The 17,940-nt window shown below is 63.4% G+C and carries 21 protein-coding genes; all 21 read left to right on the forward strand.

Annotated features, from left to right (window positions below; all coding sequences use genetic code 11):
* The first annotated feature begins 9 nt into the window (after nt 1-9).
* A complete protein-coding gene (locus tag RN01_RS19155) occupies nt 10-1,680 on the forward strand; it encodes a terminase large subunit (RefSeq protein WP_231582285.1) in 1,671 nt (556 codons plus the stop codon).
* 1 nt (nt 1,681) lies between these two features.
* On the forward strand, nt 1,682-1,840 hold the full coding sequence (locus tag RN01_RS34350; RefSeq protein WP_197067580.1) for a hypothetical protein: 159 nt from the start codon (nt 1,682-1,684) through the stop codon (nt 1,838-1,840).
* Entirely contained in the window at nt 1,837-3,057 is a 1,221-nt protein-coding gene (locus RN01_RS19160) for a phage portal protein (RefSeq protein ID WP_039016733.1), read from the forward strand. The genes RN01_RS34350 and RN01_RS19160 overlap by 4 nt, the downstream gene beginning before the upstream one ends.
* Nucleotides 3,058-3,066: 9 nt before the next feature.
* A complete protein-coding gene (locus tag RN01_RS19165; protein WP_039016734.1) occupies nt 3,067-3,678 on the forward strand; it encodes an HK97 family phage prohead protease in 612 nt (203 codons plus the stop codon).
* Between the two features lie 11 nt (nt 3,679-3,689).
* A complete protein-coding gene (locus RN01_RS19170) occupies nt 3,690-4,949 on the forward strand; it encodes a phage major capsid protein (RefSeq protein ID WP_231582286.1) in 1,260 nt (419 codons plus the stop codon).
* Between the two features lie 35 nt (nt 4,950-4,984).
* On the forward strand, nt 4,985-5,308 hold the full coding sequence (locus tag RN01_RS19175) for a head-tail connector protein (RefSeq protein ID WP_039016735.1): 324 nt from the start codon (nt 4,985-4,987) through the stop codon (nt 5,306-5,308).
* Between the two features lie 10 nt (nt 5,309-5,318).
* Nucleotides 5,319-5,651: a phage head closure protein gene (locus RN01_RS19180; RefSeq protein WP_039016736.1), complete on the forward strand. Its 333-nt coding sequence runs from the start codon at nt 5,319-5,321 to the stop codon at nt 5,649-5,651.
* 17 nt (nt 5,652-5,668) lie between these two features.
* A complete protein-coding gene (locus RN01_RS19185) occupies nt 5,669-6,154 on the forward strand; it encodes an HK97 gp10 family phage protein (protein WP_328707020.1) in 486 nt (161 codons plus the stop codon).
* Nucleotides 6,138-6,488 carry a DUF3168 domain-containing protein gene (locus RN01_RS19190; RefSeq protein WP_039016738.1) on the forward strand — a complete coding sequence of 117 codons (351 nt, stop codon included), beginning with the start codon at nt 6,138-6,140 and terminating at the stop codon, nt 6,486-6,488. The genes RN01_RS19185 and RN01_RS19190 overlap by 17 nt, the downstream gene beginning before the upstream one ends.
* A 69-nt stretch (nt 6,489-6,557) precedes the next feature.
* Entirely contained in the window at nt 6,558-7,220 is a 663-nt protein-coding gene (locus tag RN01_RS19195) for a phage tail protein (protein WP_039016739.1), read from the forward strand.
* On the forward strand, nt 7,217-7,558 hold the full coding sequence (locus RN01_RS19200) for a phage tail assembly chaperone (RefSeq protein WP_039016740.1): 342 nt from the start codon (nt 7,217-7,219) through the stop codon (nt 7,556-7,558). Before RN01_RS19195 ends, RN01_RS19200 begins: the two co-directional genes overlap by 4 nt.
* Before the next feature lie 62 nt (nt 7,559-7,620).
* The gene (locus tag RN01_RS33170; RefSeq protein ID WP_255354636.1) at nt 7,621-7,866 is read left to right on the forward strand and encodes a DUF1799 domain-containing protein; all 246 of its coding nucleotides are present in this window, start codon (nt 7,621-7,623) and stop codon (nt 7,864-7,866) included.
* 1 nt (nt 7,867) lies between these two features.
* Entirely contained in the window at nt 7,868-10,786 is a 2,919-nt protein-coding gene (locus RN01_RS19210) for a phage tail tape measure protein (RefSeq protein ID WP_039016742.1), read from the forward strand.
* A 1-nt stretch (nt 10,787) separates the two neighbouring features.
* Nucleotides 10,788-11,129, forward strand: coding sequence for a phage tail protein (locus RN01_RS19215; protein WP_039016743.1), 342 nt, complete (start codon nt 10,788-10,790; stop codon nt 11,127-11,129).
* 3 nt (nt 11,130-11,132) lie between these two features.
* Entirely contained in the window at nt 11,133-11,984 is an 852-nt protein-coding gene (locus RN01_RS32525) for a phage tail protein (RefSeq protein ID WP_052261195.1), read from the forward strand.
* Nucleotides 11,985-11,992: 8 nt separating this feature from the next.
* Nucleotides 11,993-12,589, forward strand: coding sequence for a tail fiber assembly protein (locus RN01_RS19225; RefSeq protein ID WP_029307780.1), 597 nt, complete (start codon nt 11,993-11,995; stop codon nt 12,587-12,589).
* Entirely contained in the window at nt 12,586-13,287 is a 702-nt protein-coding gene (locus RN01_RS19230) for a phage minor tail protein L (RefSeq protein ID WP_039016744.1), read from the forward strand. The genes RN01_RS19225 and RN01_RS19230 overlap by 4 nt, the downstream gene beginning before the upstream one ends.
* 1 nt (nt 13,288) lies before the next feature.
* Nucleotides 13,289-14,008, forward strand: coding sequence for a C40 family peptidase (locus RN01_RS19235; protein ID WP_029307782.1), 720 nt, complete (start codon nt 13,289-13,291; stop codon nt 14,006-14,008).
* An 87-nt stretch (nt 14,009-14,095) separates the two neighbouring features.
* A complete protein-coding gene (locus tag RN01_RS33995; protein ID WP_029307783.1) occupies nt 14,096-14,407 on the forward strand; it encodes a hypothetical protein in 312 nt (103 codons plus the stop codon).
* Nucleotides 14,408-14,466: 59 nt separating this feature from the next.
* A complete protein-coding gene (locus RN01_RS19240) occupies nt 14,467-15,141 on the forward strand; it encodes a tail assembly protein (protein WP_039016745.1) in 675 nt (224 codons plus the stop codon).
* Nucleotides 15,142-15,207: 66 nt separating this feature from the next.
* Nucleotides 15,208-17,940, forward strand: a 2,733-nt coding sequence (locus RN01_RS19245) for a host specificity protein J (RefSeq protein ID WP_082019915.1), incomplete at its 3' end; no start/stop codon positions are given.

Raw genomic sequence — 17,940 nt, forward strand, 5'->3', positions numbered from 1 at the left:
CTGCCCGTATTGCGCGGCGAAATCGTAGTCGGCGAGTTGGTGTACCTGGCCGTCGAACGGCACTACCGCGATCTGAGGGATGGTGCCAAGCGTGGCCTGCGTTTCGACGTGGGCCGCGCCTGGCACATCATCCGGTACATCGAGAAGTACTTCGTCCACATCAAGGGCTCGCTGGCTGGCAAGCCGATCCTGCTGGACCCGTGGCAGAAGTTCTGGACGGCCGTCAAATACGGTTGGTTGAGGGAAGACGGTTACCGCCGATTCACGCGCGGCTACGAGGAGGTGGCGCGCAAGAACGGTAAAAGCACCTGGACGGGTCCGCAGGGTGCGTACCTGTTCATGATGGATGCCGAGCCCGGTGCGGAAGTCTACGCCGTGGCGACGACGCGCGAGCAGGCCATGTCAGTCTACAAGCCAGCGTTCGACAACTTCCGTAAATGGGCGCGTCGTTCGCCAGGCATCCGGCGGTCGTTCAAGATCCACGAGGGTAAGAACCTCGAACAGATCACCATGGACAGCGCCGTATTCAAGCCGCTGCCGGCCAATGCCGAATCGCTCGACGGGCTGAATCCGCACGCGATCATGTTCGACGAGCTGCACGCGCAGAAGTCGCCGGACGTATGGGAGGTGATGGAATCCGCGCTCGGTGCGCGCCAGCAGCCAATGCTGTCAGCGATCACGACCGCCGGCTTCATCCTCGACGGGGTCTGCGTGCAGATCCGCATGTACCTGGTCGAGGTGTTGAGGGGCGAGCGCGAAGACGACTCGTTTTTCGGCTACGTGTACACGCTCGACGAGGGCGACGACCCGTTCGACGAGGCGGTGTGGGTTAAGGCCAACCCGGGCCTCGGCCTGTCGAAGCTGTGGCACTACATGCGCTCGATGGCTCGGAAGGCCACGGCCTTGCCGAGCGCCCTGGTCAACTTCAAGACGAAAGACCTGAATCTGTGGGTCAACTCGGCTGAGGGGTGGATCGATCCCGCTGTATGGGACCGGGGTAAGAAGAAGTTCGATCCGGCCATGCTAAAGGGCCGGCGCTGCTATGGCGGCATCGATCTATCCGCAACGCAGGATTTGACCGCGTTCGCACTGGTGTTCCCGCCGACCGACGATGACCCCGACGGGCAATGGCATGTCCTGGTGTGGACGTGGTGCCCTCAAGCCAAGGTCGACACGCAGGGCGCGGACGATCGCGCCGATTACAAGGGCTGGGTGGAATCTGGCTGGCTGACGGCGACGCCTGGCGACATTACCGATCACAAGCCGGTCAAGGAAGCGGTGCTTGCGGCCCACGCCATGTATGACCTGGCGGAGGTTGGCTTCGACGTCTGGAACTCGAGTCAGCTGGTGGGCGAGTTGATCGACGAAGGCGTGACGATGGTGGAGGTGCCGCAGAACTTCGGCGGCATGTACCCGGGTGCGAAGCGGTTCGAGGAGCTGGTGATGGGCAAGCGACTGCGGCACGGCGGCAATGCCCTGCTGCGGTGGGCGGTGCTGAACATCGCGCTGCTGTTTGACACCAACGGCAACTTCCGGCCGGACAAGAAGAAGTCCAAGCTGCGCGGTCGCATCGACCCCGGCGTGGCCATGGTGATGGCGCTGAGTCGCGCTGCGGTGCTGGAAGGCACGCGCAAGTTCGACCTGAGCACCCTCGATGACGACGACATTCTCACGATGTGACATGAAAAATATGCTCACCGACGCGGTCGGAGGGGTGGGGCTCGTTTGCCTGACCGCCGGTATCTATCTGAAGTACGGGCCTGCCGAAGCGCTGCTCGCGGGCGGCGCGGTGCTGCTCACGATTGCTATCGTGCCGGCGATCATGCGGGGGCTGCGATGATCCTCGACAAGCTGTTCGAATCGCGCAGCCTGGAGAGCCCCAGAGTGCCTCTGACCGGCCAGAACCTTCAGGAGTACCTACACGCGGCTGGCGGCATGGCAGTAACGGAAGATTCGGCCATGCGCCTGTCGGCGGTCTACTCCTGCATCGACGTGCTGTCTACCGCGCTGGCGCAGCTGCCGGCATTGGTGCTGCGCCGGCAAGGTGAAAAGATCGCTATTGCGACGGACCATCCTGCGTACTACCTGCTGCATGACGCGCCGAACGAGTGGCAAACCAGCTACAAATGGCGTGAAACGAAGCAGGCGCACGCGTGCGGGTGGGGTAACGGGTACTCGTCGATTGTGCGAGGACCAAAGGGTGAGCTGCGGGCTCTGGAGCGTCACCTGCCGTGGACGACGTCGCTCGTCAAGATCGCTGGGCGCTGGACCTACGCCACGCTCGATGATGACGACCGACCGCTATCCGTGGCGCCTCAGGACATGATCCATATCCGGGCGCTCGGCAAGGATGGTCGCATGGGCATCAGCCCGATCCGGCAGCACATGGACACCATCGGCCTCGGCCTGGCGGTCCAGCGCTATGGAAAGGAGTTTTTTGACGGTGGCGGCCGACCGACCGGCCTGCTGACGGTCAAGGGCGATCTGACAAAGGACTCTTGGACGCGCCTGAAAGAGTTCTGGAACAAGGCGGTTGTCCGACTAAAGCAGTCGGACAACAAGACGTTGCTGCTGCCGGCAGACCTCGAATACAAGGCGATGACGATTTCGCCGGAGGATGCCCAGGCGCTCCAGACGCGAAAGATGACGCGTTCCGAGATCGCGGGTATCTACCGCGTGCCGGCGCACATGATCAACGATCTGGACAAGGCAACGTTCTCAAACATCGCCGAGCAGGGCGTCGGATTCGTCCGCAACACCATGATGCCGTGGGTGGTGAACTGGGAGCAGGAGCTGAACCGCAAGCTGTTCACGCCTGCGGAGCGCGCGGCCGGCTACTACGTGAAGCTGAACCTTGCGGCACTGCTGCGCGGCACCCCGAAAGAGCGTGCCGAGTTCTACCACTACGCGATCACCGACGGCTGGATGGATCGCAACGAAGTCCGTGCGCTGGAGGATATGAATCCGCGAGACGGCCTCTCCGAGCTGCTTGTCAGCGTCAACGCCAAGCCGGCGGCCGAGATCGGCAAGCCTGCAGATCCGCCGGCATCTACCTGAGGCAATCCAATGAGCAACATCGAGAAGCGCACGCTGCAGGGGCAGCCGTGCGAGCTGCGCTCGTCCAATGACGCCGGAAACGCGCCGACGACCATCTTCGGATACGGCGCCGTTTTCAATACGCGAAGCAGCGTGATCGCCGGTACGTTCGTCGAGGAAATCGCGCCTGGCGCGTTCGACGGCGTGATGAACGACGACGTGCGCGCTTTGTTCAACCATGACCCCAACTTTGTGCTGGGCCGCACACGCAGCAAGACGCTGCAACTGTCGCTGGACTCGCGTGGTCTGGCCTACACCATCACGCCGCCGGACACGCAGATGGTGCGTGACCTGGTGCTCGCGCCGATGGCGCGCGGCGACGTGACCGGCTCCAGCTTCCGCTTCATCGTCGCCAAGGACGGCGACGAGTGGCGACAAGAGGGCGAACTGGTGGTGCGCACCATCCACCGATTCGCCGAACTACTCGATGTATCGCCGGTGACCTATCCGGCGTACGACGAAAGCTCGTCGGCCCAGCGTTCGCTGGATGCCTGGCGGCAGGCCCGTGACGAAGGCGCACATGTCGCGGCAATCACCGAGCGTCGCGCACGCGAACGCTTTCTTGACCTCATCAATACCTGAACGGAGAAGTTATGCCCATCAATTTGGCTGAACTGAAGCAAAAGCGTGCCAAGGTCGCATCGGAAATGCGTTCCATGCACGACGGCGCCGGCGACGGCGCGTGGACCGACGAGCAGCGCTCGCGCTGGGACGCCATGAAGGCGGACCTGAAGCAGCTCGACGAAAAGATCGCCCGCGAAGAAGAAGTCCGCGAGGCCGAGCAGCGTTACGTGGAAGGCAACGCCGATGACCTGGCGCGCCGCGCTCGCGAGTCCGGCCTGCCGCCGCCCGAGGGTCAGCGCGGTACCGTCGCCGAGCAACGCTCGGCAGCATTCGACCGCTTCATGCGTGTTGGTCTGCAAGACATCACGCCGGAAGAGCGTCAGATCCTGCGCGACATGAGCGCGGAATCCCGTGCCCAGGGTGCGGGCACTGGCTCGGCCGGTGGCTTCACCGTACCGACCACGTTCCTCGCCCGGGTGATCGAGTCCATCATCACCTTCGGTGGCATCGCCAGCGTGTCCCAGATCCTGACGACTGATGGCGGCAACGACATCGAATGGCCGATCGCACTCAACGGCGGCGAGGAGGGCGTGCTGCTGGGCGAGAACGAAGAAGCGGCAGAAGACGATGTCGAGTTCGGTATGGGCACGCTGGGTGCCGCGAAGCTGTCGTCGAACCTGATCCGCGTCAGCAACGAACTGCTGGCCGACACCGGCGTCGACATGGAAGGCTTTCTGGCCGGCCGCATTGGCTCGCGCATCGGTCGTGCCGAATCGCGTCTGATCGTGCAGGGCACCGGCGCGGGCACGCCGAAGCAGCCCAAGGGCCTCGATGCTTCGGTGACTATCACGAAGAACACCGCGAGCGCGGCGACCTTCACCTGGAAGGAAATCAACGCGCTGATCCACTCGGTGGACCCGGCCTACCGCAGTGCGCCGAACTACCGTTTGGCCTTCAACGACAACACGCTGAAGGTGATCGAGGAAATGGAAGACGGCCAGGGTCGTCCGCTGTGGCTGCCGGGCATCGATGGCGGCGCGCCGCCCACGATCCTCAAGCAAAAGTACGTGATCGACCAGGCGGTGGCAGATATCGGCCCCGGCAAGAAGTTCATGTACGGCGGCGATTTCAGCCAGTTCGTGGTTCGCCGCGTCCGCTACATGGCGCTCAAGCGTCTGGTGGAGCGCTTCGCCGACTTCGACCAGACCGGCTTTATCGCCTTCCACCGCTTCGGCTGCGTGCTGCAGGACACGGCGGCCATTGGTGCGCTGGTCGGCAAGCCGGCCTAATAGGCGCGGGCCGCGTAATCGACCCGTGACAGTCCATGATCGAACTCGACCAGATCCGCGAACAACTCAAGATCGACGACGAGGACGTGAGCGATCCGATACTGCAGCGCCTGCTCGGCGCTGCGCTGCGTTGGATCGAGAACCGGACCAACCGGAAGCTCTATCCAGGCGACGTGGAGCTACCGGCCGATGCGCCTGCCAACGCGTTGCTGATGGACGATGGTATCGAGTTGGCGGCATTGCTGCTGATCGGGCATTGGGCCAGCAATCCATCGGACACGTCAGAGGCGAAGCTCGAATCCATCCCGAACGGTGCGGCCTCGCTGGTTGCGCCGTATCGCTGGTTTTACGACTGCTAGGGAGGTGCAGATGCAGCTCGGTAAATACAACCGCCGCATCCTGCTGGAGCGGCCCGGAGAGGACCGCAAGCCTTCAGGGCAGCCGATGCATGGTTGGATCGAAGTAGCCCGCCCTTGGGCGTGGATTCGCGGCAAGTCAGGCCGGGAGGTGATCACGTCCGGGGTTGAACTCGCAAGCTCCCAGTTCAGTATGCGCATCCGGTACCGGACCGACGTGCAGCAAACGTGGCGTGTTGTGTACCGGGGTGAGCCTTACGAGATCAAGTCGGTCCTGCCGGACGAAGCTGGGCGGGAGTACGTCGACCTGGTGGTGAGGCTGGACACTAAGCGGGGGCCACCATGATCGGGCTGGAGAGCAACATGCTTGAGGGGCTGGAGCAGATCGGCGAGGACGTGCAGGCGCACGTCGTGCGTTCGGTCGCCCATGCCGGCGCCGTGGTGCTGTACGACGAGGCCAAGCTGCTCGCGCCCGTCTATAGCGGGCCGCCGAAGGATGGCGTCACACCCGGCCAGCTGCGAGACGCCATCTACCGTGTCTATGCCAAGGGATTGTCCGCGCCCGACCGTGCCGTCTATGAGATCAGCTGGAACCACTTCAAGGCGCCGCACGCGCACCTGGTGGAGAACGGACACTGGCTGGTCAAGAAGATCAACGGCCAGAAGGTGCGGATTCGATGGGTGCCGGCCCATTCCTTCATCCGGCGCGCGAACGATCGCGCGGCGGCAGCTGTGACGGCTATGCAGGAGCGTGCCACCGAGAAAATGCAGCAAGTGCTGCGCAAGTCAGTGGTGGATGATTTTGGCAACGAAGTACCGAAGGGAGGTGCGAATGTCGATCGAGGCTGAGCTGCGCAACGTGATCGGACCGATGGTGGGTGACCGGGTGTACCCCGACACTGCTCCGGCCGACGTTGGCCTGCCATTCGTGATTTACCAGCAGATCGGCGGCCAGCCGCTGAACTTCCTCGCGGGCGTTCCCGACAAGGAAAACGGACGGTTTCAGGTGGTGGTCTGGTCTGACGACCGCGAACAGGCCAACCAGCTGCTGCGCGACATCCGGGCCTCGCTGTGTGTGGCGCCGCTGCAGGCGGTCGTCATGACCGGCGTGAACGCGCTGCTGGAGCCGGAGACGGGCCTGCGGGGCGCCCAGCAGGACTTTTCCATCTGGTTTGCTGTGTAGGCCCCGTCCAAGGGCGTCATCCCATCCTTGCCCGCCTAGCGCGGGCATTTTTCATTTCAGGAGTCTCATATGTCTGTGAGCTTGCCCAACGGGGCAGTTATTTCGATCGCGTCGACGATGGCCATGGCGGTCTCCATCACCGCGATCAGCAACGCAAGCCCTGCGGTCGCCACTGCTGCGGGTCACACCCTGGCCGACGGCGATGTTGTCGTACTTGCCGTGCCGTCGTGGCCGGCGCTCAACGGTCGCGTGGTGCGTGTCATCGACAAGGCCGACGGGACGTTCGCGCTGGAAGGCGTAGATACCACGGACACGAAGCGCTTCCCGGCGGGTGCGATCACCGGCGCCGCGCGCAAAGTGCAAACGTGGACGGCCATCACCCAGGTGCTTGAAGCCAACATGTCGGGCGGCGAACAGCAGTTCTACAACTACCAGTTCCTGGAAGATACCGGCGACGAGCGGCAGATCCCGACGATTCGCAGCGCACGCTCCCAGACCCTGAGCATTGCCGACGATGACGCGCTACCGCATTACGCGGTGCTCGATGCGGCCGATGCTGAGCGCAAGACCCGAGCGGTCTGGCTGCAGATGCCTAACGGTGCGCGTACCTACTATCCGGCCTACGTGTCGTTCTCGAAGGTACCGACGCTGACCAAGAACCAAGCGATGGCCCTGTCGGTGACCCTGTCGCTCGACGCGGAGCCGATGCGCTACGCGGGAGGCCAGGCATGAGTTTCAAGATCAAGGCGAATCCGACATTCGTCGGCGAGGCGAGGGTGCATGTACCGGGCGAAGGCCCGAAGTCGCTCAAGCTGGTGTTCAAACACAAAACGTCCGAGGAGGCTGCCGACTACTACCGACGCGCGGCGGATCTTTCTTCGGACGGCGCCCAGCCGAGCAGCCGGGAGTTCGCGAACTACCTGCTGGAGGTTGTCGAGGGCTGGCGCGACGTGGACACCGAGTTTTCCCCCGATGCATTCGTCGAGCTGCTGGCGAACTACACGTTCGCAGCCCGAGCGATCCACGAAGCGTACTTCGAGGAACTGTCCGGGGCGCGCCGGGGAAACTGATTGCGGCGGCACGCGGGCTCTACTGGCGGCCGCCCGACCTCGAGCAACTCGCGGCCTTCGGCCTGACGGCGGCCGACTATCCCCGGCCGGACGTAGAAATCTGGCCCGAGAACGCCACGGCGTTCCAGGTGTTCTGCCGGCTAATCACGCAATGGCGCATGGGGTTCCGGGGGCCGGTGGCCCTCGATTACAACGTGCTGCCGTTCGTGTTCCGCATGGCTCGCGTGTCGCGTGATCAGTGGCCGCAGGTATTCGAGCAACTGCGTGTCATGGAAGACGCTGCTCTGGCGGCGATGAATGAGGGGTGATATGGCAGACGAAGCCAGCAACGGCGCCGGTGGTGTGGGCGGTGGTGTGGTCGCTGGGAAGGCCACCCTGCAGGTGGGCGCGGACGTTTCCGGCGTCAAGACCGGCCTGCAGGAAGGCGCACGGCAGGTCAAGCAGTTCGAATCCACCGTGGCCGGCGCCAGCAGGGCCACGTCGGACGGCTTTACCAAGATTGGTGGCTCGGCGGAAGGTGCCGGCGCGAAGGTTGACGCGGCTACCAAGCGATTCCTGACCAATCTACAGCGCGAATCCGATCAGGTCGGCAAGACGCGCGACGAGTGGTTGGCATACCGCGCCGCGCAACTCGGCATCGCCGACCAGGCCGCGCCGCTGATCGCCAAGATTCGGGAAAGCGGCGGAGCCCTCGAAAAAACGGGGATCTCGGCGGCACAAACAGCCGCCGCGATGCGCCAGGTGCCCGCGCAGTTCACGGACATCGTCACCCAGCTCGCCGGCGGGCAGGGCGCGCTTCTTGTGCTCACGCAGCAAGGTGGGCAGCTCAAGGATATGTTCGGTGGCGTAGTGCCGGCAGCGCGGGCGCTGGGCGGCTACATCGGCGGGTTGATCTCACCGGCAACGCTTGCGGCCGGCGCGTTCGCGGCCCTGGGTCTGGCGGCCTATCAGGGCTCGCAGGAGCAGACGGCATTTCAGAAGTCGCTGATCCTGACCGGAAACTATGCCGGTGTCAGCGCAAACCAGCTGGTGGCTATGTCCGCCGAGATCAGCCGGACGGTCGGCACGCAGGGCGCAGCGGCGGCAGTCCTCAATGACCTGGCCGCATCAGGCAAGGTGGCGGCCGACCAGCTCCAGGTGGTGGGCACGGCCACAGTCACCCTGGCGAAGGTGGGGGTGGCCGTCAAGGAAACCGTCGGCCATTTCAATGATCTGGGCGACGAGCCGGTCAAAGCCGCCCTCAAGCTCAACGAGCAGTATCACTTCCTGACAGACGCGGTCTACCAGCAGATCAAGGCGCTGGAAGAGCAGGGTGACAAGGACCAGGCCGCCGCCTTGGCGCAGCGTACTTACGCTCAGGAAATGACGCAGCGTGCCAACCAGGTGCTCCAGCATCTTGGTCTCATGGAGCGCGGCTGGAATTCCGTCGCCGGCGCTGCCAAGGGCGCATGGGATTACATGCTGGGCATCGGCAGGCCCGACACGCTCGCCGACGTGCGGCGCAATATCGCCGCCGTTCAGTCTGAGCTGGAAAAGATGGGGCAGCCGACCGGCTTTGACTCCACGGGCGGCGGCGCTGCCACCGGCAACGGTGATCGTCGACGGGTAGGTGCCTTGGCGCGGCTCAAGGCGCTGCAGGCGCAGGAAACGGCGCTACAGGCCGATGCCGACAAGGCGGCAGCCGATGGGCGCCGGCAGCGCGACGAGCAGGAAAAGATCGCCGCCAGACAGCGGCTGGAGGCGCAGGAAAAGGCCACCCGATCGCGCGCGCAGCAGCGTGCCGACGAGATCGACCAGCTGCGGAAAGATGGCGAAAAAGTCGGCCTTACCGAGGAAGAGATCGCCAAGCGTATCGCGGCTGTCAACGAGAAATACAAAGACCCGAAGGCGTCGCACGGCAAGGCATACACCGAAGACTACGCCACCCGCTACCTCGACCAGCTCAGGCAGACTGAGGCAGCAACCAAGGCCGCGCTGGAGGACAGCGACAAGCTGACGGCAGCCGCGAAAGCACGCGCCGAGTTCGAGCAACAGATCGCCGACATCAAGACAAAGAAAGTCCTGACGGCCGATCAGAAAAGCCTGCTCGCACGGCAGGATGAGATCCGCGCTCAGCTCGATCTGAACGTCGCTGCCGAGGCTGCGCTTGAGAGCAAGAAGGCGCAGACCAAAGAGGCCGAGAAGCAGGTGCGCCTGGCGGAGCAGGCGCGCGCGCAGGCCGCCGGCATTGACGTCCGGATCGGCGAGGGCGCGAGTACTCGTGCGGACCAGTACTCGCGCCAGCTCGATGCCTTCGGCATGGGTGGTCGGGCGATGGAGCAGGTGAGCGCCGCCAAGAGCATCTATCGCGAGTTCGCGCGCGTCCGGACGGACTGGATCAAGAGCATGACCGACCGGGGGCAACTCGGGACGCCACTCTTCCAGGATGAGCTGGGCAAGATCAATGACGGCGAACGGGCGGCGCTGGAGCAACTGGGTCGCTACTACGACCAGTTGACTGCAAAGCGAGCGGACTGGAGCAACGGCGCGCGCGCGGCGTTCGCCGACTACCAGGACTATGCCGGCAACGTTGCCGACCAGACCGGCCGGCTATTCGGCAATGCCTTCCAGGGCATGGAAGACGCGCTGGTCGGCTTTGCGATGACCGGCAAGGCATCGTTTGGTGACTTTGCCAAGTCGGTGATCGCAGATCTGGCGCGTATCCAGGCGCGAGCGGCTATCTCTGGCTTGTTCCAGATGGGGATCAACTACGTCGGTGGGCTGCTCGGCGGCTCGCTGGGCGGCGCTGGTTCCTTCGATGGCGCGGCAGGTGCCGTGGCTGGCTCGGCAGGGTCCGCCACAACGCCGCTGGCCGGTGACTTCTTTGGTACGGCGGGCTCTGTGTCTGGCAACTACGGCGCGGGACTCTTCGCGCTACCGACGCGTGCGAGCGGTGGTCCGGTGGTAGCCGGTCAGCCGTACCTGGTCGGCGAGGAGGGGCCAGAGCCGTTCATCCCCAGCACGGCAGGCACGATCCTGCCGGCGAAGGCGTTGGGTGGATCCAAGGTGACGCTGAATTTCTACGGCGCACCTGGCGAGCCGGAAGTCAGGAAATCCGAGGACGCCGCGGGTAACACCAACATTGATGTGATCTGGAAACAGATCGACCAGCGCATTGACCAGCGCATGTCGAAGAACATGGTCGGGCAGGGCGGTTATGCGGCCCAGATTCGCAACGGAATGATCTGATATGGCAATCGAAACCTTCACGTGGCAGGCCAGCGGCCCAGGCGCGCAGGGGGACGTCACCCTGCGCGTACGGGGTGCGCAGTTTGGCGATGGCTATGCGCAGGCTGTGCCCGACGGTATCAACAACAAGGTCGAGGCGTGGCCACTGCAGTTCGTGGGCGATCGCGACACCATCAAGGCGATCCGCGATTTCCTGGACCGGCACGCCGGCGCGACGTCGTTCTACTGGACGCCGCCGCTCGGCGAGCAGGGCCGGTACAAGGTGGCGCGGTACGCCCTCGGCCCAGCGGCCAAGGGCGTCTACACCCTCTCCGCAACTTTTCAGCAGGCGTTCGCGCCGTAGAAGATGGCAAAACAGACAATCAATCTCGGTTACCCGCCGAAAGGCGATGGCGGTGATGATTCGCGCACGGGTTTCACCAAGGCAAACGCGAATTTTGACGAGCTGTACGCCAAGGCTCAGTCGCAACTGGTGAAGGATGTCGGAGGCGCAGGCGTGATCGCCCTGTCAGCTCAGGAGGCACTGGTTGGGATCATGTACTTATACGGTGCGTTGACTGGGAATCGTGAGGTTGCGGTACCGGATTCCGTCCCGCAGACATGGATTGTTGTGAATGCCACCACCGGGCCATACACGCTTCGCTTTAAAACGGCGAGTGGAACAGGCCCCATTCTTGCGGCAGGCTCAAGCGTTGTGGTGTTCAGCGACGGCGGTAACGTCTCGGATGTCGATGGGATCATGCGGTACCAGGTCGGTCAACTCATGACGGCAGCGAGTGCTGATGTGGGCAGGATTTCATTTTTCGCGGCCAGTACGCCCCCATCTGGGTACCTGGAGTGCAATGGGGCAGCCCTCTTCAGGTCCGACTTTCCTCCACTGTTCGCCAGAATCGGCACGACTTTCGGGGCTGGAAACGGCGTGACGACGTTCAATATTCCGGATCTGCGAGGGGAGTTCCTGCGTGGATGGGATCACGGGAAGGGCGTGGATCCAGCGCGCGGATTCGGTAGCTTTCAGGATCAGGCTGTGATCAGTCATAGCCATACCATTCCTGCTTCCATTCTGTATGCCATGGCCGGGACAGCGTATGCGGGCGGCACCTACGGCAACACCGTATCCAACCAGGGGACGGGTGCCGCAGGGGGGTCGGAAACGCGCCCGCGAAACGTCGCATTGCTTCCGTGCATCAAGTATTGAGGGCAGGTATGAAAGTCACGAACTACGACAACTTCACCGGCGTGCCAACCAGCGTTGGCGTTGCTACCGATAACCCGGTGAATCCTGATATGCCGCTCATTCCAGCGTACGCGACCGTGCAGGATGCGCCCTCGGTGCAGGCCGGGCAGGTGGCGATCTATGTGGATCCACATGGCGTGCCGCCGATGAACTGGGAGTTTGGTGAATGGAAGATCGTTCCCGACTATCGGGCCATTCCCCTCTACAGTGTGCCTAGCGGTGAGCCGTACGAAATCGGGGGGCAGTACGCTGGAGTCGGGCCCCTTCCCGCTATGGTGACGGACCAGCCTCGCCCCTCTCCGGCTCACGTCTGGCGCGATGGTGCATGGGTGCTGGACGAGGGGCTGGCCGCCACGCTGCGAGTGGACGCGGCCCGCATCAAGCGTCAGGCGGAATCGGCTCGAGCGCGCACCGCGATCGAGCCATTGCAGATGGCTGTCGAGCTTGGCATCCAAACGGAGGCTGAAGGTGCGGCATTGATCGAGTGGAGGCGATACTTCGTCGCGCTGAGCCGCATCGATGTGACAGCAGCGACGATTGAATGGCCGGAGGCACCCGTCACATGAGCATTCAGGCCGATGTACAGAAGCTGGAGCCTGGTGAGTGGGTCGAAGTGTTCGAACTGGACGCGACCGCTATTGGTGGTGATGTCCTCCGCTTTCACGGTTACACGCAGGTCGGCTCGATCTGGTGGCAGGGTAAGGAGTACTCGCCCTGGCCGATTCAGGTGGAGGGATTCGCGCGCACAGGCGATGGCCAGCAGCCCACGCCCACCCTGCGCGTGGGAAACGTGGACGGCTCGATCTCGGCGCTATGCCTGTTCCTTGCCGACATGGTTGGTGCGCAGCTCACGCGCCGGCAGACGCTCGGCAAGTATCTGGACGCCAGAAACTTCCCTGGTGGGAATGCGGATGCCGACCCGGGTGAAGAGTTGCCGCCGGAGATCTGGCTGCTCGAACGAAAGGCGGAAGAATCAGCCGTCTCCGTGACGTTCGAGCTGTCTAGCGCGCTGGATTTCGGCGATGCGCAGATCCCGGCGCGCCAGATCGTTGCCAATATCTGCATGTGGTTGACGAAGGGGGGGTATCGCGGTCCCTATTGCGGGTACACCGGCGTGGACTATTTCGATCGCGACGATAACCGCGTTACCGATCAGGCGCTGGACAAATGCGGCGGCCGTCTCTCGTCGTGCAAGGCCCGGTTTGGAGCAAACAACCCGCTGCCATACGGTTCGTTTCCGGCAGCGGATCTCGTCAGGGGGTGATATGCGGCGCGAAACCTTGCTGGCCGTGCGAGAGCACGCGCAGCGTGACTACCCGCGCGAGGCCTGCGGGCTGGTGGTGATCGTCAAGGGGCGGGAGCGATATGTCCCGTGCCGGAACGTAGCAGCTGGCACAGAACATTTCGTGATGCCGGCCGAGGACTATGCGGCGGCCGAAGACCTCGGCGAAGTGATTGCGCTGGTGCACACGCACCCGGACGCGCCGGCCACGCCTAGCGAGGCTGATCGTGTCAGCTGTGAGGGATCTGGTTTGCCCTGGCATATCCTGTCCTGGCCGGCGGATGACTTGCAGTCGATCGAGCCAGTCGGCTACCAGGCGCCGCTAGTCGGGCGCGAGTTCGCCCATGGAGTGCTGGACTGCTATGCGTTGATCCGGGACTGGTATCGCCGCGAGCGTGGCATCGAGCTGCTCGACTTTGAGCGTCGCGATAACTGGTGGAATCGCGGCGATGATCTGTACATGCAGCACTATGCAGAGGCGGGATTCGTCGTAGTCTCGCAGGATCATCCGGAGCAGGTGGGTGATGTGATTCTGATGCAGCTGCGCTCCAAGGTTCCGAACCATGCGGCGATCTATCTTGGTGATGGGTTGATGCTGCATCACCAGCATGGCAGGCTGTCTTCGCGCGATGTTTATGGCGGATATTGGCAGGAGATCACGCGCTGTGTGCTTCGATTGAAATGTGATGTTGCACTAGAATAGCGGCGAAATTAACTCCTGCGAGGGGATGATATGCGGGCGGTAGCTTTGCTTGGTGGGTGTGCGTTGCTAATGGCTGGTTGCGTTGGAATGACGCAAACTCAGATTCGACAAGTTCAGCCGGAACTGCGACAAACCAAGGCGACCGCAAACGCGGTTCTTGAGTGCGTGCAGGTCAGCCTGAATGACTTACCGAAGATCACCACGTATCCAAGTGGCGGGCGGACGGAGATCAGTATTGGCCTTGATCAGTTGGGCGATTATCGAGTCTATTACCTTATTGATCTTCGTGCCGTTGAGGGTGGAACTGCGCTTGCGGTTCGACGAGCGAATTCGGGGATCCGCCAGTTGAGCGAGAAGGAACTGGACGCGCTGTTAGACCGATGTGCGCCGCGCGCATAGCTAGTTACCATTATCGATTGAAATTACCCGCCTTTATGGCGGGTTTTTAATTTGGCGACATGGAAAAGATTCGAACCATTCGACTTTACGGAAATCTGGGGGTGCAGTTTGGTCGCGTGCACCGGCTGGCGATCGCCAATGCGGCGGAGGCCGTGCGGGCGCTGAGTGTGCTAGTGCCGGGGTTCCGGGCTGAGTTGCAGGACAGCAGCGAACGGGGCGTGGCTTATGCGGTGTTCATTGGCCGGCAGAACGTTGGTCATGATCAGATGTGTACGCCGCCAGGCGGTGACGACATCCGCATTGCGCCGGTCATGCGCGGTGCAAAGCGCGCAGGCCTGTTTCAGACGATCTTGGGTGTCGCGCTCGTCGCGCTGGCATGGTGGAATCCTCCGGCCCTTGGCATGACCGCGCAAATGGCGTTCGGTGTGGGTCTGGCGGGCGCCTCGATGGCGCTCGGTGGTGTCGTGCAGATGCTGTCGCCGCAAGCGAAGGAAATGGCGTTCGGTGTGGGTCTGGCGGGCGCCTCGATGGCGCTCGGTGGTGTCGTGCAGATGCTGTCGCCGCAAGCGAAGGGCCTGTCGACGAAGGATTCGCCGAACAATGGGGCCAGCTACAACTTCAACGGACCGGTGAACACCACGGCGCAGGGCAATCCCGTGCCGATTCTGTACGGACGAATGATCGTCGGCAGCGCCGTGCTCTCCGGTGGCATTTTCGCTGAGGATCAGGCATAGCGCCGCGTGTCCTTCAATAACCTGGCCCCGCCTTCGTGCGGGGCCTTTTCATTTGGTGCAGGGAATATGCGCGACATCATTGGCTATGGGGGCGGCGGAAAAGGTGGGGGCGGAGGCAGCGCCCCGTCGGAAAGCCCGGACAGCCTGCACTCGATCGCGTACGCGCGCGTGCTGGATCTCGTTTCCGAGGGGGAGATCCATGGGCTGGTCAATGGCCTGCAAAGCGTCTACCTGGATAGCACGCCGCTGATGAATGCCGACGGCTCGCAGAATTTCCAGGGCGTATCGCTGGCGTACCGCAACGGCACGCAGGATCAGGACTACATTCCCGGCTTCCCGTCCGTTGAGAACGAGGCGGCGGTCGGCGTGGAACTGAAGGCGGCCACGCCGTGGGTGCGTGCCGTGAACAACACTGCGCTCTCTGCGGTGCGCATCCGGTTGGGGGTGCCCTCGCTCTCGAAGGCCAACACCAGCACGGGAGACATCGGCGGGTATCGGGTCGAGTACGCCATCGATGTCGCAACCGATGGTGCGGCATATCAGCAGGTGCTGCTGACGGCTTTCGACGGAAAGACCACCAACAACTACCAGCGCAGCCATCGTGTGGAGTTGCCACCGGCAAAGCAGGGGTGGAACGTGCGCGTTCGCCGGATCACGCCAAACGCCAACAGCAACACCATCGCGGATACCACACGTATCGAGTCCTATACCGAGGTCATCGACGCCAAGCTGCGTTACCCGAATAGCGCCATCGTGGCTCTCCAGATCGACGCCCGGCAGTTCAACAGCATTCCGGCGCGGTCGTTCGACATGAAGGGGCGGATTCTCCGCGTGCCGTCGAACTACACGCCGGAAACGCGTAGCTACACCGGCGTGTGGGATGGGACTTTCAAGACGGCGTGGACTGACAACCCGGCGTGGATCTTCTACGACCTGGTGCTGCATCCTCGCTATGGTCTCGGCGATCGTGTGAACGCCGCGATGGTCGACAAGTGGTCGCTCTACCAGATCGCGCGGTATTGCGACGAGCTGGTCCCAGATGGGCGGGGTGGGCAAGAGCCACGCTTTACTTGCAATGTGTACCTGCAGGCGCGCGCCGACGCGTACAAGGTGCTGCAGGATCTGGCGTCGATCTTTCGCGGCATGGCCTACTGGGCGTCCGGCACCGTGGTCGCTGCGGCGGACATGCCGTCTGACCCGGAGTACACCTTCGCGGCGTCCAACGTGATTGATGGTCGCTTTTCCTACGCCGGCAGCGGGCTGAAGGCCCGCAAGACGGTGGCGTTGGTGTCGTGGAACGATCCGTCCGACTTCTACCGGGCCAAGGTCGAGTATGTGCCGGATGACGATGGCATTGCGCGCTACGGCGTGCGCCAGACCGAGGTGACGGCATTTGGCTGCACGTCGCAGGGGCAGGCGCACCGCGCCGGGCAGTGGATCTTGCTCACCAGCCGCATGGAGACTGAGACCGTGACATTCGGGGTCGGCCTCGACGCGGCATTGGTGAGGCCGGGTAGCGTTGTCCGCATTGCAGATCCTGCTCGAGCCGGGCGGCGATTGGGTGGCCGCGTGCGCGCGGTACCCGGCACGCGCCAGGTGCAGCTCGACAAGGTCGATCAGATCCAGCCTGGCGACGCTCTGACGGTCGCCTTGCCCTCAGGGGCCGTGCAGACGCGGACGGTCGTGGAGGTTGTGGGTTCCACCGTCCGGGTGTCGGCGGACTGGACCGAGAGCATCCAGGCAGAGGCGGTCTGGGCGGTTGACAGCGCCACGCTGAAAACCCAGCTGTTCCGCGTGCTGTCGATTACGGAAGGCGATGGCATCACCCGTCAGGTGACGGCGCTCAGGCATGAGGCGGGAAAATTCGCAGCGATCGACAACGGTTCCCGGCTGGAATCGCGGCCAGTGACCGTTATCCCGCCATCCGTACAGCCTCCGCCCACCGGCGTGGAAATCAGATCGTATTCCGTCATTGGGCAAGGCATCGCGTCAACGACGATGGTTGTCAGCTGGTCGCCATCGGATAGAGCCGTGGCCTATGAGGTGGAATGGCGTCGCGACAACGGGGAATGGGTCAGGGCCGGCCGTACGGGCTCCTGCAGCCTGGAGGTGACGAGCATCTACGCCGGCACGTATCTGGCGCGTGTGCGTGCGGTCAATGCCCTGGACGTGGCATCGATCCCTGCCTACTCGGTGGAAACGGTGCTGACCGGAAAAACGACGCCGCCGCCCGTGGTGACGTCGCTGGTGGCCACAGGGCTGGTGTTCTCGATTCGGCTGGATTGGGGGTTCCCGCCGGGGCCATCCGATGTGGAGCGTACCGAGATCTGGTACAGCAAGACGCTGAGCCGTACTGATGCCATCAAGCTGGCCGACTTTGCCTTCCCGCAGAACACTCACACGATCATGGGATTGGCGGCCGGGCAGCGCTTTTGGTTCTGGGCGCGCCTGGTCGACAAGAGCGGCAACATCGGCGCCTGGTACCCGACCGGCAACGGTGTGCAGGGGCAGAGCAGTGCAGATGCCGGCCCCATTCTGGACGCGATCGCGGGGCAGATCACCGAATCCCAGTTGGGCAAGGATCTGCTAGGGAGAGTCGACCTGATCGACGGCCCGCCAGATATGGTCGGTTCTGTGGCTGCGCGGGTGAAAGCCGAGCAAACGGCCCGGACCGATGCGGATTCGGCCTTGGCCACCAGGCTGGATTCGGTCGTGGCGACATTCGGGCCACCGCCGATGGCTGGGGATACCGGGACGAATGCAGGCTCGACGCTGATTATGGCGGGGGGGTGGGGCGGG

Source organism: Cupriavidus sp. SHE (assembly GCF_000812445.1).
Classification (GTDB): Bacteria; Pseudomonadota; Gammaproteobacteria; order Burkholderiales; family Burkholderiaceae; genus Cupriavidus; species Cupriavidus metallidurans.